Origin of the sequence: Brevundimonas vancanneytii, assembly GCF_901421975.1 — a bacterium.
Classification (GTDB): Bacteria; Pseudomonadota; Alphaproteobacteria; order Caulobacterales; family Caulobacteraceae; genus Brevundimonas; species Brevundimonas diminuta.
In genome coordinates this window covers 1,723,742-1,738,413 of sequence record NZ_LR588407.1, presented here as the reverse complement: position 1 = coordinate 1,738,413, position 14,672 = coordinate 1,723,742, and the positions used below count along the sequence as shown (strand labels likewise).

Genomic DNA, 14,672 nt, shown 5'->3' with positions numbered 1-14,672 from the left:
GCGGCGATCATTAAGTCGTCTAAGGGCGGTTCCGGCGGGACCGCCCTTTGCTTTACCGAAGAATTCCAGCCTCGATCGGCGGCGCTTTCGCGCGACGCCCTCGGGGAAACGAGATGACCATGCTTGAGAAGACGTTCGAACCCAAGGCCGCCGAGCCGCGCATCTACGCCCAGTGGGAGGACAGCGGCCTGTTCGCCCCGCGCGCGGCCAAGCCGACTGACGGCGCCGCCGACGCCTATTCGATCGTCATTCCGCCGCCGAACGTAACGGGCAGCCTGCACATCGGCCACGCCCTGAACAACACGCTTCAGGACATCCTGGCCCGCTATCACCGCATGAAGGGCAAGGCCGTCCTGTGGCTGCCGGGCACCGACCACGCGGGCATCGCCACCCAGATGGTCGTCGAGCGCAAGCTGGCCGCCGAGGGCAACATCGGCCGCCGCGACATGGGCCGCGACGCCTTCATCGAGAAGGTGTGGGAGTGGAAGGCCGAGTCCGGCGGGACCATCGTGCGCCAACTGCGCCGTCTGGGTTCGTCCTGCGACTGGTCGCGCGAGCGCTTCACCCTGGACGAGGGGCTGAACGCCGCCGTCCGCAAGGTCTTCGTGCAACTGCACAAGGACGGCCTGATCTATCGCGACAAGCGGCTGGTGAACTGGGATCCGCATTTCCAGACCGCCATCAGCGACCTTGAGGTCGAGCAGAAGGAGGTCGACGGCGCCTATTGGCACTTCGCCTATCCGCTGGCCGACGGCGTGACCTATCAGCATCCGATCGCCTTTGATGATGCCGGCAAGGCGACCGAGTTCGAGACGCGCGACTTCATCGTTGTCGCCACGACGCGGCCCGAGACCATGCTGGGCGACACCGGCGTGGCGGTTCACCCGGAGGATGAGCGCTATACGGGTCTGGTCGGCAAGTTCGTGACCCTGCCGATCACCGGCCGCCGCGTGCCGATCGTCGCTGACGACTATGCCGATCCGACCAAGGGTTCGGGCGCGGTCAAAATCACGCCTGCCCATGATTTCAACGATTTCGGCGTCGGAAAGCGTGCAGGACTTGAAGCGCTGAACGTCATGGACGCCTTCGGCCGCATCACCGCCGCCGACACGCCCGACGTGCCCGCGGAATACGAGGGCATGGACCGCTTCGCCGCGCGCAAGGCCATCGTCGCCCGCGCCGAGGAAGAGGGCTGGCTGCGCGAGATCGAGAAGACCAAGCACATGGTCCCGCACGGCGACCGTTCGGGCGTCGTCATCGAGCCGTGGATGACGGATCAGTGGTACGTCGACGCCAAGGTCATGGCCCAGCCCGCCCTGAAGGCGGTCGAGGACGGCGCCACCGTCTTCGAGCCGAAGTCCTACGAGAAGATCTACTTCGAATGGCTGCGCAACATCGAACCCTGGTGCATTTCGCGCCAACTGTGGTGGGGCCATCGCATCCCGGCCTGGTACGGCCCGAACGGCGAGATCTACGTCGCCGAGACGGAAGAGGACGCTCGCGAACAGGCGATGTCGGACTATGATTCCGAGGTCGTGCTGACCCAGGACGAGGACGTTCTGGACACCTGGTTCAGCTCGGCCCTGTGGCCCTTCTCGACCATGGGCTGGCCGGAAAAGACCGAGGATCTGGAGCGCTTCTATCCGACCAGCGATCTGGTCACAGCGGCGGACATCATCTTCTTCTGGGTCGCCCGGATGATGATGATGGGCATCCACTTCATGGACGGCGAAGTCCCCTTCAAGCGGGTCATCATCAACGGTCTGGTCCGCGACGAGAAGGGCCAGAAGATGTCGAAATCCAAGGGCAACGTCATCGACCCCCTGGGCATCATCGACGAACTGGGCGCGGATCCCTTGCGCTTCACCATGGCGATCCTGTCGGGCACGCGCGACATCAAGCTGTCGAAACAGCGCATTGAAGGTTATCGCAATTTCGGCACCAAGCTGTGGAACGCCGCACGCTTCAGCCAGATGAACGAGGCGCGCCGCGTCGAGGGCTTCGACCCCGCTGGCGTGCAGCAGACGATCAACCGTTGGATCCGCGGCGAACTGACCAAGGCCGAGCGCCAGGTGTCGGACGCCATCGAGGGCGGCCGTTTCGACGATGCGGCGGGCGCCCTGTACCGCTTCATCTGGAACGTCTTCTGCGACTGGTATCTGGAACTGGCCAAGCCGGTGTTCAACGGCGCCGACGAAGCCGCCAAGGCCGAGACCCGCGCCATGACGGCCTGGACGATCGACCAGACGCTGAAGCTGCTGCACCCGGTCATGCCCTACATCACCGAGGAGCTGTGGGCCGAACTGGGCAGGGAAGGCCCTGCTCGCGACGGCCTGCTGATGGGCGAGGCCTGGCCGGTGCTGCCGGACGCCTTTGTCGATGTCGGCGCTGAGGCCGAGATCGGCTGGCTGGTCGATCTGATTGGTGAAATCCGCGCCTTGCGGGCCGAGATGAACGTGCCGCCGTCGGCCAAGCCGCCGCTGGCCTTCGTTGCGCCGGACGCAGCCACGGCTGAGCGCATCGCGCGCCACCGCGATTTGATCCTGACGCTGGGCCGCGTGTCCGAGGTCGCCGTGGCCGAGGCCGCGCCGGCCGGGGCTGTGACCTTCGTCTCAGGCGGGGCGACGGTCGCCCTGTCGCTGGCCGGAATCATCGACCTGGCCGCCGAGCGCGCGCGTCTGGAGAAGGAGATCGCCGTTTTCGACAGCGACATCGGCCATGTGAACAAGAAGCTGGGCAACCCCAACTTCGTCGCCCGCGCGGCCGCCGAGGTGGTCGAGGAACAGCGCGCCAAGCTGGCCGAGGCCGAAGAGGGCAAGGCCAGGCTGCAGGCTGCTCTCGCCCGTCTGGACGCCATGGTTTGAGCCGGCTCCGGCTGGATCAGCTCCTGGTCGCGCGCGGCCTGGCCGAAAGCCGGGCCAAGGCCAAGGCGGCGATCGAGGCGGGCGGCGTCACCGTGGACGGCGCGCCTGCCAGGGCGGCGTCTCAGACCGTTAATGAAGACGCGGTCGTCACCTATGTCGACGCCTTTCGCTGGGTGGGACGCGGCGCCTTGAAGCTGGAACGGGCGCTGGATCTGTGGCCTGTGGCGGTCGATGGACGCGTCGTGCTGGATGTCGGCGCCTCGACGGGCGGATTCACCGAGGTCTGCCTGGATCGCGGCGCGGCGCAGGTGTTCGCTGTGGATGTGGGCACGGGGCAACTTCACCCGAAGGTTGCGGCCGATCCGCGCGTGGCGAACCTGGAGAAGACCGATGCTCGCGATCTGACGCCTGACGTCATCACCGAGGCGCCGTCCCTGATTGTTTGCGACGTCAGCTTCATCAGCCTGTCGAAGGTGCTGCCGACGGCGCTCGATCTGGCGACGCCGGGGGCGGACCTGATCACCCTGGTCAAGCCGCAGTTCGAGGCGGACGGCCCCAAGGCGGTCGGCAAGAAGGGCGTGGTCAAGGATCCGGCGGCGCACGCCGCCGCTGTGGCCAAGGTGCGCGACTGGCTGGACGAGAGCGGCTGGGCCGTGCGCGAGGTCGCCGACAGCCCGATCACGGGCGGCGACGGCAACGTCGAGTTTTTGCTCTGGGCGCAGAAAGCCTGAGCTCAAACGATTTGAGGGCCGCCGGATATCCGGCGGCCCTCTTCACATCGTCGATTGACAGGGGGGCTGAAACTTAATCGACGACGCGATAGCGGCCCGATTGGTCACGGCAGGAGCGGACATAGCGCGTCTCCATGCGACCGTCGGGAAGACGGATGTTGCTTTCGGCCAGGCGGCATTCGTCGCCGTAGCCCTGATAGCCGCTGGGCTGGGGGCTGAAGCCCGGATCGATGGCTTGCGGATAGTCGCGGTAGTAGTCGTAGCCGTCGCGGCGATCGTCATAGCGGCGATCGTAGCTGCGGTTGTCGTAGCCGTAGGCGGGCGGGACGTAGGTTCCGGAATAGCCGGAGTTCGAATAGCGCGTGTCGCGGCGATAGTTGCTGTCGCAGGCGGCCGAGCTGTTGCCCACGCCCGCGCCGATCGCGGCGCCCAGGACGCCGCCCAGGGCGCTGCCTTCGGTGCGGCGGCCGCGTGCGGCCAGTTGAGAGCCTGCGACGGCGCCGATGGCCGCGCCCAGCAGGCCGCCGGTCGTGGCGCGTTGGCGTTGATCACGCGCGCAGGGATCGTAGTAGGTGCCCTGGCTGTAGCCGCCGTTCCCGTAGCCATAGGCGGGCGGATAGTCGTAGCCGTAGCTCTGGGCCGAAGCGACGCCGGGCAGGGCGACAGCGGAGGCGCAGGCCAGGACGGCGATGGCGGCGGCCGAGGCTTTTTTCGAGATGAGAGCGATCATCGTTTTTGTTCCTTCGACGGATGCCGCACCTGAACGGATCAGGCCGCCGTCTGTTGCAGCCATTGATAGGGTCGCGAAGCTGAACGGCTTTTGATCGCGTCGTTCATCTTCGTTCATGTTTCGATTTTTGCGCGGAAACCGCTAGAAGCCGCGCATGACGCAGACGCTGACCATCGCCCGCATGGGCCATCAGGGCGACGGGATCGCCGACACCGCCAACGGCTCGGTCTTCGTGCCGGGCGCCCTGCCGGGCGAGGTGATCGCCGCTGAGGTCAAGGACGGACGGGCCGAGCGGTTCGATCTGATCGAGGCGAGCCCCGACCGCCGGCCGATCCATTCGCGGACCTATGCCGAATGCGGGGTCGCGCCGTTGCAGCACTGGGCCGATGAGCCCTATCTGGCCTGGAAGCGCGAGGTGGTGATCCAGACCCTGGCGCGTGAGGGGCTGGAGACCGAGGTCGAGGCGACCGTGGCGACGCCGCTGGCCAGTCGTCGCCGCCTGGCGCTGCATGCGCGGGAGGGCGCGGACGGCCGCGTCATGCTGGGTTTCAAGGCGCGCAAGTCGTGGCGGGTGGTCGAACTGACGGACTGCCCGCTGTCGGACCCGCATCTGACGGCGGCTCTGCCCGCCCTGGCCAAGGTGGCGGCGCCCTTCTTGGGGCATCCGAAATCGGCGCCGACCCTGCACGTCACCCTGACCGACACCGGTCTGGACGTCGATGTGACCGGGGTCGAGAAGCGTTCGGGCGGCCTGAATGGAGACCAGTTGGCGCTGGCCATTGCGGCGGCCGCCGAGGCCGATCTGGCGCGTCTCAGCCTGGATGGCGATACGCTGGTCATGGCGCGTCAGCCGCGCGTGCGGTTCGGGCGCGCGTCCGTGCCCTTGGCGGCGGGCGGTTTCCTGCAGGCGTCGCCCGCCGCTGAGGCCGCCATGGTCGAACGCGCGGTCGAGGCGGTGAGGGGGGCCAAGAAGGTGGCGGACCTGTTCTGCGGGGCGGGGACGTTCACCTTCCCTCTGGCCGAGATCGCCAGCGTGACAGCCGCCGATTCCGCCGCCGCCTCCATCGCCGCCCTGAAGGCGGGTCTGAGTACCGCTCAGGGCCTGAAGGGGATCGAAGCCCAGGCGCGAGATTTGTTCCGCCGTCCGCTGTCGCCCTATGACCTGAAGGGCTGCGACGCCGTCGTCCTGGACCCGCCGCGTGCGGGCGCTCTGGAACAGACGCAGCAACTGCCGGGGACCAAGGCGTCGGTCGTCGTCGGGGTGTCCTGCAATCCCCAGACCTTCGCCCGCGACGCGCGGGTGCTGGTCGACGCCGGTTTCCGACTGGAGAAGGTCACGCCGATCGACCAGTTCATCTGGTCGACGCACATTGAACTGGTTGGCGTCTTCCGGCGCTAGGCGAGATCAGGTCGAACCGATCACGGACGGGCGAGAGCTTCGGCCATTCGGGACGTGAAGTCGGGTTGGCTGTGCACGTCGTTGTGGCCCGCCTCGGCGAAGACCAGGTGGTCGACAGATCGTCCCTTTGCCGTCAGCGCCTGGGCCAGGCGGCGGCTCAGGACGGGAGGCAGCACCGTGTCGCGCCCGGCCTCAAGCACGATGATCCGGCCGGGATAGTCGGCGAGGGTCGAAGGAATATCGACTTCGGCCAGGGGCGGGGCCAGGCGCACGCGGATCAGAAACCGCTTCCAGCCCAGGGCCTCCTGCATGACGGCGTTGGCTGACGGCGTCGTCGTTTCCAGCACCAGAACGTCGGCCTTGGCGTTCACCGCCCCCTCTGCGCAGACGGTTCCGCCGAGGGAGTGCCCCCACAGGATGAGCCGCCGTTCCTCCTGATCGGCTATCGCACGTGCACGAGCGGCCATGGCGGCGACAGCCGCCTTCATGCTGGCGATGTCGGACGCGCCGGTCGATGCGCCGTAGCCGGGATAGTCGAACAGCAGGACGTCGCCGAAAGCCGCGAGTTGTCCGCCCACCAGTCCGCCATAGGCCGATTGCCGGAACATGTTGCCGCCGCAGAACAGGATCAGCGGCGCCTGATCGTCCTTCGTGGAGGACAGTCGGGTCGTGGCCAACTGGCCGCCGGCATAGGGCAGTGTCAGGGTCTGCGCCGACCGCGGCATAGCGGGGCCGGGGGTGAGCTCGATCTTCTCGGCTGCGATACGCGCATCGGGGTAGAGGAAGGCGTTCTCCGGCACGTTGACGGAACAGCCGCCGACGCTGATGGCCGCGGCTGCGACGATGATCATCCGGGTTCCGTGCATGGTTCTCACCTTGCCTGCTGAACGGTCATCCTAGGCTCAGGACCCATTGAATTGCGGCGTGCGATCTGATTCAGGCTCCTGAGGAGTCTGGATTATGAGCGATCTTTATTGGCTGACGGACGAGCAGATGGCTCGGCTGGAGCCCTATTTCCCTAAGAGCCACGGCAAACCTCGGGTGGATGATAGACGGGTGTTGAGCGGGATCATCTTCGTCAACCGCAACGGCCTGCGCTGGCGCGATGCGCCGCCAGCCTACGGGCCTCACAAGACGCTCTACAATCGCTGGAAGCGGTGGAGCGAGGCTGGCGTCTTCGTTCGGATGATGGAGGGCCTGTCTGGCGCACAGGCCGAGCGCCGGACCGTCATGATCGATGCCACCTATCTAAAGGCGCACCGTACGGCTTCGAGCCTGCGGGTAAAAAAGGGGGCCTCGGGCGACTGATCGGACGGACCAAAGGCGGGATGAATACCAAGCTGCACGCCGTCACCGATGCGAATGGACGCCCCATTAGCCTGTTTGTGACGGCTGGTCAGGTCAGCGACTACACCGGCGCGGCGGCTCTTCTGGATAGTCTACCCCGAGCCCAGTGGCTGCTGGGCGATAGGGGCTATGACGCGGATTGGTTCAGGGACGCCTTGGAAGCCAAGGGGATCACACCTTGCATCCCCGGACGTAAAACCCGCACCGAGCCCATCCGGTATGACAAGCGCAGATACAAACGACGCAACCGCATCGAAATCATGTTCGGTCGTCTGAAAGACTGGCGACGCGTTGCCACGCGTTATGATCGGTGCCCGAACGTCTTCCTCTCCGCCATAGCCCTCGCCGCTACAGTGCTCTTTTGGCTATGAGTCCTGAGCCTAGGCGGCGTCAGGCGGGAATGTCGAACAGATCAAGCTGCGGTCGGGCGTCGGCGGGAACGCGGAACTGGGTGAGGTCCAACGCCTGACGCGGCGCGTCCAGACCATAGCGCCTGGCCGCCGTTCTGAAGCGCGTGGCGATCAGTTCGGCGACCGGGCCGGTTCCCTTCATGCGCTGGGACCAGTCGGGGTCGTAATCCTTGCCGCCGCGCGTCTGGCGGATCAGGGACATGACGCGCGCGGCGCGGTCGGGACGGGCGTCGGCCAGCCATTCTCGGAACAGATCCTTGATCTCCATCGGCAGGCGCAGGGTCACATACATGGCCGAGGTCGCGCACGCCTTCTGCGCCGCTTCCAGCACGGCTTCCAGTTCATGGTCGTTGAGGCCGGGAATGACGGGGGCGAAGCCGACGCCGACCGGGCATCCTGCGTCAGCCAGGCGGCTGATCGCCTCCAGCCGCTTGGCGGGCGTGGAGGCGCGAGGCTCCATCGCCTGCGCCAGCTTACGGTCCAGCGTGGTGATGGAGACGAAGGCCGAGGCCAGACCGCGCCGCCCCATGTCGCCCAGGATGTCGGCGTCGCGCGCGATCAGCACCGACTTGGTGATGATGCTGAACGGGTGGTTGAAGCGCTGCATGACCTCCAGGATCGAACGAGTCGAATTCGTTTCGCGCTCGACCGGCTGATAGGGGTCGGTGTTGCCGCCTATGTGGATGCGCCGGCAGACGTATCGGGGCTTTGAGAGTTCCTGTTCCAGCAGACGCGCGGCGTCCGGCTTGAAGAAGATCCGGCTCTCGAAATCCAGGCCCGGGGATAGGCCCATCCAGGCATGGGACGGACGGGCGTAGCAGTAGATGCAGCCATGTTCGCAGCCCTTGTAGGGGTTGATGGAGCGATCGAAGCCGACGTCGGGACTCGTGTTCTTGGCGATGATGGTGCGCGCGTGTTCCGGGGACAGGGTGGTGCGAAGCGGGGTCGCCGCCTCGTCCTGATCCGTCCAGCCGTCGTCGTAGGCCTCGCGCCGATCGGCTTCATACCGACCCGAGGCGTTGGAGCGTGCGCCGCGTCCGTTGATCGCCTTACTCATGCCCGCAGGATGGGGAACGAATAAGAACAAATCAAGAACAAAATGGACGATAGAACGAGACTGGCTTCTAGCCGGCCTCGCTCGGGTTAGCGTCGGGCGGCGGCGTTGGGACGGCGGTCGCGACGATCGCCGCCGGGGCGGGGGCCTTCGCGGCGCCAGCGGACCGACAGGGCGGTGTCGCCTTCGCCGCCGAACTTGGAGGTGATGGCCAGGTTGCGTCGCACCTGCCACTCCACATTGACGGCTGCGCCGCGCTCAGCCCCGCCGATGACCTCCAGATAGATGTCGTCGGTGATGTAGCGTCCGCCCGCGACGGTCAGGCTGGAAGCCTCGCCGCTGAAGGACAGGCGATCCAGACCCGCCAGCTCGCGCAGGTTGCCGACCACGTCGAAGCCGCCGCCGCCCGCCAGGGACGCCACGGCCGAGGCCAGCTGCGCCGCCTCGAACGGCGACAGCTGGGCCGCCGAACGTCCGAACAGCACCTGCGACAGGATCTCGTCCTGGGGCAGGTCCGGGGTGGAGGTCAGCTCGATCTTGGGCGAGACGGCGGTGCCCGTGACCTTGATGACGGCGGTCAGGGCCGGGTCTTCGCGCACGGCTTCCAGGTTCAATCGGATGCGCGCCGGATCGGTGGACAGGATGACCGAGCCGCGATCGTCGAAGACGAAGCGCTTGCCTGCGAACTCATAGTCGCCGCGCACGACGTTGGCCGTGCCGCTCAACTCGGGCTGGGTGATGGTGCCGCGCACGCGGGCGTTGGCGCGCAGCTCGACGTTCAGGCCCCGGCCGCGAAGGTAGATTTCGCGCCCGGTCAGCGTCAGGTCCAGACCGATCTGCGGACCGGCGGCGGCCTTCTTCTCGGTCTCGACGGTGTCGCCGCCGGGGCGGTTGATCTCGACCACGTCCATTTTGACGATGCCGGTGGAGCCGGGCAGGTCGGGCGAAATCTCGGCCTCGTCGATGTTCACATTGCCGGTCAGGCGGATATTGCCGTCGGCGCCGCGCACGGCGGTCAGGCGACCGTTGGCCCGCGCCTTGGCGATGTCGTTGTCGATGATCTGGAAGCGGGCCAACTCCAGACGCAGGGTCGAGGGCGAGCCCTGACGCAGGCCCAGGTCGCCGCTGCCGGACACCTCGCCCTTCACGCCGTCGGTGGCCTGGAAGCGTTCGATTACGGCCTGGCTGTCGTTGAAGCGGCTGGCCAGGGTCATGTTCTCGAGACGCAGGCCCGTCGTTCCGTCACGGAAGGCGCCTTCGTTCAGGTCCAGCCGTCCATTCAGGCGCGGCGCATTCAGGGTGCCAGCCAGGGTCGCCTGGCCGTTCACCTGACCCGACAGCGACTGGGCGCCGCCCAGGAACAAATCCCAGATGGGCTGGATCTGGCCGCGGATGGCGACCTGACCCGACAGGTTCTCGGTCCGGGCGATGGCCAGGCGCAGAGGCGCGGCCGAGGTCTCGACCGGCAGGGTGACGTCGGCGGTGGCCTGAACGGTCGTGCCGTTGTGGGCCTCGGCGCGCAGGCGCAGGGCGTCGCCGGTCAGGTCGGCGTTCAGCGTGCCGTCGACGGCCAGGCCGCGCGGCGCATCCAGGCTGCGCAGCTGCCTGAGGTCGACATTGGCGGAGCCGCGAAGGCTATCGCCTTGCCCCTGCATCGAGACGCGACCCGTCACCTGACCGCGCAGGTCGGGGACCAGCGAGCCCATTTCGACATTGGTCATGTCGGCCTGGATGACGCTGCCCTGGCTGTCCTGTTTCAACTCGCCGGTCAGGACGCCGCCGCCGACGCCCAGGTCCAGGCGGGCGACGCGGCCGTCGCCGTTGAGGGCGAAGACGGCGGGGGCGCGTGTGGTGAAGGCGATATCGCGCACGCGGCCGCCGCCGCGCAGGGTCAGGCTGTGCGCCTGATCCTGGCGGGCGTACTCGCCCGAGCCGTTGAACTGCACCGGATTGGCGCCGCCCACGTCGGCCGCCAGGGTGAAGGGCAGGCGATCCAGCGTGCCCTGACCCTTCAGCGACAGGTTGCGCAGGGTCCAGTCCTGGCCGGTCAGGCGCACATTGCGCCCGGTGACGTCCAGCACGGCGGTCTGGTCGCCGGCGCCCTCGGTCAGGCGGATGCGGCCGTTGGCCTCGCCCGAGGCCAGGAAGGCGCCCTGACGCGCGGTGAAGGTCAGGTCGGCGCTGGAGGGGAAGTTGTTCGACAGGGCGATGTCGCCCTGGGCCGCCACGCCGCCGGCGTTCACATCGACGTCCGACAGCCGCAGGCGCGGCCCGCCCAGGTAGAAGTTGCCCGAGGCGTGGGCGGGTCCGTAGTTGGAGCCGGAGTTCAGCACCACGCGACCGTCCGAGGCGTCGGCGCCCTTGCGGAAACTGAGGATCAGGTCGGCGTTGGTCAGCGTCAGGCCGCCCGCGGCCACCTTGTCGAAGGCGGCGCGCAGATCGGCGCGCGGCTGGGCCAGGGTGCCGGTCAGGGCGCCGTCGCCCGACATGGCGCCGTCGATGGCGATCGGGCCGACGCCGAAGGGGCCATGGGCGTTCCAGTCCAGCGCCAGCCGCAGCTTGGCGCCCTCGATCAGGCCCTTGGCGCCTGCGCGCCCGGCGGCGCCGGTCAGTTCGCCGCGATCAATGGAGACGACGCCGCCGTTCAGCGAACCGGCCAGTTGCAGGCGCGGCGCGGCGCCCAGCAGGCGATCCAGTTCTTCCATGCCGACAGCCATGCGCGAGCCGCGTCCGTCGAAGCTCAATGTCCAGGGCGCGCCCGTCTTGGCCGAGGCCGCCCGGATCGGGCCGCCGAACGCGCCGCGCGCGCCGGGTTGAATGCGCGACAGATCGGTCAGGTCGGCGCGGCCGCTGAAGTTCAGGCCGCCGTTCAGGCTGCGCCCGCCCGAGCCGGTCAGGGTCAGCCCCTGGCCGCGCGCGTCGATCTTCTTCAGCAGCATGGCGCCGTCGGCCATGCGCGCGCCTTCCATCTGGATGCGCGGCGCAGAGCCCAGCAGGCCGCCGATGATGCCCGCCGAGGAGCCGCCGACGGCGCGCACGTCGGTCGTCACGTCGATACGGCCCTTGTTGGCGGCGATGTTGACCGGGCCCGAGATGCGCGTGGCGCGATAGGAGGCGATGTCGGCGTTCAGCAGACTGGCCGAGCCTTGCAGACTCCACACCTGGGCGTCGCCCTTGAACACGCCCGTATAGGCGGCGGGACCGGCGATCGGACTGCCGACCAGGCGGCTGAGCGAGGGGGTGTTCACCTCCAGGCTGATGCCGTCGGGCGAGGTGTTGTCCGTGGTGCGGATCAGGCCGCGCGCGCTGGATTCGATGTTGTCGGCGTACAGGCGCCAGGCCACGCCCTGATAGCCTTCGCGCTTGGCGTCCGGCGTCATGGCGAAGCCGAAGCGGGCGGTGCGGCCGATGCGTTCGACGAAGGGCTCCAGCAGGTCGGAGCCGGAGAAGTCGGCGTAACCCGACACCTTGGCGCCGTTGTTGCCATAGGTTCCCTTGACCAACAGGGGCCGGAACTGGCCCGTCTGGACGGCCACATCGATGACCTCGCCGTTGACCACGGCCACGGCCGAGAAGGGCTGATCGGGCGAATAGCCCAGCGAGCCGGCGATCGGGCCGCCCTGGGCTTCATTGGCGCGCAGATTGACGCGCAGGTCTTCGGGCTTGTCGCCGAAGGCGGCGGCCAGACGCAGATAGTCGCCCTTGCGGTTCAGGCTGTAGGCGTTGACGTTGGCGGTCTTGACGCCCTTGCGCGGAATGGCGGCGTCGCCGCTGAGGGTCCAGCGGCCGTACTCCTTGGAGAAGCCTTCCAGCAGTTCGACATTGGCGCTGAAGCGGTCGATGTCGATGGAGATGGCCTGCGGCCCGCCCGGCTCGCTCGGCGGCTCAAGCTCGGGACGGCGCAACAGGCGGATCTGGCCCGCGCTGATTTCCGTCGCATGGAAGCGCCGCGCCAGCAGAGGCCAGTAGGACCAGTCGACGCGGACGTCGGTCGCTTCCAGCCAGACGCCCTTTTCGTCGGTCACGGTGACGCGCTTCAGACGGAAGTCGTCGAACAGATCGCCTTGAAGTCCCTCGACGTTGATCCGGCCGTAGCGGCTGATCTTCTTACCCGCGACGAAGCTGGTGATCAGTTCGCGCCCCGCGTCGGACACCAGATACATCCGTCCGCCCACCAGGGCGACGACGATAAGCGCCAGCAGACCGGCGAAGGTCATGCCCGCGACGAAGGCCGCCAGTTGCAGACGCGTGCGCTTGCGCTTGGCCTTCTCGGCCGGCGTATCGGCGACGTCTGCGCCCGTTTCGTGAGGCGGAGGTGTGTCGGTCAAAACGCCTGGCCGATGCTGAGATAGAGCTGGAATCCGGAGTCGCCCTCTCGCTTGTTCAGCGGGAAGGCGATGTCGGCGCGAACAGGACCGAAGGGCAGCTTGTAGCGTACGCCGACGCCCGCGCCGTAACGCATATTGGTCAGGTTGGGCGTTTCCTGAAAGCCGACAGCGCCGCCGTCGACGAAGGCCACGGCCTGGAATTTCTCGCCGATGTCGCGTCGCACCTCGATCGAGGTCTCGAACAGCGACAGGCCGCCGCGCGGTCGGTTGTTGGGCAGGCGAGGGTTGATGCTCTGATAGGAATAGCCGCGCACAGAACCGCCGCCGCCGGAATAGAACAGTCGGTCCGACGGCACGGTCAGTTCCTGGCCGCCGATGATGGACCCGATGCGGACGCGACCGGCCAGCACGGTCTTGGCGTCATCCTGGATCGGCAGATAGGCGCTCGCCTGACCTTCGGTGCGCAGGAACAGCACCGTATCCTCGCCGGTCACGGCCGTGGGCTGGGTCGACAGCGACAGGCGATAGCCCGAGGTCGGGTTCAGCGGATCGTTCGAGCGATCCATGAAGGCGCCGCCGCGCAGGGTGACGATCGCCAGGTCGCGATCGAAGGTGATCGGCGCCTGGGTCACCGGATCGAAACGATATTCCGTGTAGCGGCCCGCATCGACGCCCACGCCGTAGCTGAACCACGACGTCTTGCCGAGGCGCTGCGACAGGTCCGCAGCCAGGGTGATGGCGCTACGGTCGTAGGCGTCGGTCTGTTCGTTGACGATATAGGACGACAGTTTCAGCGTTCGCCCCGCTTTGCGCCAGTGCGGTTGCGACCACTCGCCGCCGATGCGGCTGTCGATGCTGGCGATACGCGCGCCGTAGCGCAGGGTGTCGGCCCGGCCGAAGCGATTGTAGCGGGTCCGGAAAACGTCGGCGCCCACGCCTTCATAAGTCGAATAGCTGGCGCCGGCTTCCAGCAGGCTGACCGGCCGATCGGCCAGGGTGACGACGACAGGTCGTAAGCCGTCCGGTCGAATGTCGTCGAGCGGCGACAGGGCCACGCCCACGCCGTCATAGACGCCGGTGTCCAGCAGGCGTCGTTCCAGTTCGGCCACGTCCTCGGGATCGTAGCGGTCGCCTTCCTCCCAGGGGACCAGGCTCTGAAGCCAGCTTTCCTTGGTCGGCCCCTGGGTCCGCAGTTGAATCCCGTTCAGCCGCACCAGCTCGCCGGAGTTGATGTTGAAGCCCGGCTGAACCAGGAAGGTGGCGTGATCCACGACTACGCGACGGGGCAGGGCGGCGGCGTCTGCATAGCCCCGCCGGGTCAGGTCGGCGACGACGCGGCCTTCGGCTTCCAGGATGCCGGCGGCCCGGCCCGGCTCGCCCGGCTTGAGACGGATGTCTTCGATGACCGCGGCGCTGGTCTCTGCGTCCGGCGCGGGAGCGGTCCAGTTTATCGTGGTTTCGCCCAGGACGAAGCGACGACCCGGCGCAATCTGGACTATCGCGACGGGCTTGTCGTCGCCCTCGACCTGATCCTCGACCGTGGCTTGATAATAGCCTTCCGAACGCAACAAGGCCTGAGCCGAGGTCACGGCCGCACGGGCGCGACGACGGGCCTCGAACCGGCTGGACGGCGCGCCGTCGACATCGCCGATCGCCTGTTCCAGCTGGCGTTTGAGGTCGCCGTCTATTTCACCGCGAATCTGGGCGCGAGGTTCGGCGACGGCTTGGCTTGCGAGCGCGCATACAGCTGCGCCGGCAAGAAGGAGGGGGAGCCTCGACGTCAAATCCGAACCCTGGTTACGAGACGAT

The 14,672-nt window shown here is 67.5% G+C and carries 9 protein-coding genes; 4 read left to right on the top strand and 5 right to left on the bottom strand.

Annotation, left to right across the window (positions count from 1 at the left end):
- The first annotated feature begins 119 nt into the window (after positions 1-119).
- Together FGL25_RS08600 and FGL25_RS08595 are read left to right on the top strand one after the other, a co-directional pair.
- Positions 120-2,864 (top strand): valine--tRNA ligase, encoded by a 2,745-nt coding sequence (locus tag FGL25_RS08600; RefSeq protein ID WP_138141475.1) that lies wholly within the window; start codon positions 120-122, stop codon positions 2,862-2,864.
- Complete coding sequence (locus FGL25_RS08595; RefSeq protein ID WP_138141474.1) at positions 2,861-3,595, top strand: TlyA family RNA methyltransferase; 735 nt, start codon at positions 2,861-2,863, stop codon at positions 3,593-3,595. Before FGL25_RS08600 ends, FGL25_RS08595 begins: the two co-directional genes overlap by 4 nt.
- A 73-nt stretch (positions 3,596-3,668) precedes the next feature.
- Here the strand turns inward: FGL25_RS08595 and FGL25_RS08590 are convergent, their stop codons facing one another.
- Complete coding sequence (locus FGL25_RS08590; protein ID WP_138141473.1) at positions 3,669-4,325, bottom strand: glycine zipper 2TM domain-containing protein; 657 nt, start codon at positions 4,323-4,325, stop codon at positions 3,669-3,671.
- Between the two features lie 154 nt (positions 4,326-4,479).
- Between FGL25_RS08590 and FGL25_RS08585 the strand changes: the two genes are divergently transcribed.
- Positions 4,480-5,724, top strand: coding sequence for a class I SAM-dependent RNA methyltransferase (locus FGL25_RS08585; protein ID WP_138141472.1), 1,245 nt, complete (start codon positions 4,480-4,482; stop codon positions 5,722-5,724).
- A gap of 20 nt (positions 5,725-5,744) precedes the next feature.
- Here FGL25_RS08585 and FGL25_RS08580 read toward each other — a convergent pair whose 3' ends face one another.
- Positions 5,745-6,575, bottom strand: coding sequence for an alpha/beta hydrolase (locus FGL25_RS08580; protein ID WP_252970100.1), 831 nt, complete (start codon positions 6,573-6,575; stop codon positions 5,745-5,747).
- Between the two features lie 109 nt (positions 6,576-6,684).
- On the opposite strand from FGL25_RS08580, the gene FGL25_RS08575 reads away from it, so the two are divergent.
- A protein-coding gene (locus FGL25_RS08575; RefSeq protein WP_099547418.1) for an IS5 family transposase occupies positions 6,685-7,442 on the top strand; the annotation gives its coding sequence in 2 pieces (ribosomal slippage) (positions 6,685-7,006 and positions 7,006-7,442; 759 coding nt in all).
- 19 nt (positions 7,443-7,461) lie between these two features.
- On the opposite strand, the gene FGL25_RS08570 is transcribed toward FGL25_RS08575, so the two are convergent.
- The 3 genes from FGL25_RS08570 to FGL25_RS08560 all read right to left on the bottom strand — a co-directional run bounded on the left by FGL25_RS08570 (position 7,462) and on the right by FGL25_RS08560 (position 14,647).
- Positions 7,462-8,538 carry a PA0069 family radical SAM protein gene (locus FGL25_RS08570; RefSeq protein WP_138141470.1) on the bottom strand — a complete coding sequence of 359 codons (1,077 nt, stop codon included), beginning with the start codon at positions 8,536-8,538 and terminating at the stop codon, positions 7,462-7,464.
- An 86-nt stretch (positions 8,539-8,624) separates the two neighbouring features.
- Positions 8,625-12,863: a translocation/assembly module TamB domain-containing protein gene (locus tag FGL25_RS08565; protein WP_138141469.1), complete on the bottom strand. Its 4,239-nt coding sequence runs from the start codon at positions 12,861-12,863 to the stop codon at positions 8,625-8,627.
- Positions 12,860-14,647, bottom strand: a complete 1,788-nt coding sequence (locus tag FGL25_RS08560; RefSeq protein WP_088411613.1) for an autotransporter assembly complex protein TamA — start codon at positions 14,645-14,647, stop codon at positions 12,860-12,862. Before FGL25_RS08560 ends, FGL25_RS08565 begins: the two co-directional genes overlap by 4 nt.
- Between the last annotated feature and the right edge of the window lie 25 nt (positions 14,648-14,672).

Excerpts from the sequence above, each read along its gene's own strand:
- FGL25_RS08570 (WP_138141470.1), bottom strand. The coding sequence starts at position 8,538 with ATGAGTAAGGCGATCAACGGACGCGGCGCACGCTCCAACGCCTCGGGT.
- FGL25_RS08590 (WP_138141473.1), bottom strand. The coding sequence starts at position 4,325 with ATGATCGCTCTCATCTCGAAAAAAGCCTCGGCCGCCGCCATCGCCGTC.
- FGL25_RS08580 (WP_252970100.1), bottom strand. The coding sequence starts at position 6,575 with ATGATCATCGTCGCAGCCGCGGCCATCAGCGTCGGCGGCTGTTCCGTC.
- FGL25_RS08600 (WP_138141475.1), top strand. The coding sequence starts at position 120 with ATGCTTGAGAAGACGTTCGAACCCAAGGCCGCCGAGCCGCGCATCTAC.
- FGL25_RS08585 (WP_138141472.1), top strand. The coding sequence starts at position 4,480 with ATGACGCAGACGCTGACCATCGCCCGCATGGGCCATCAGGGCGACGGG.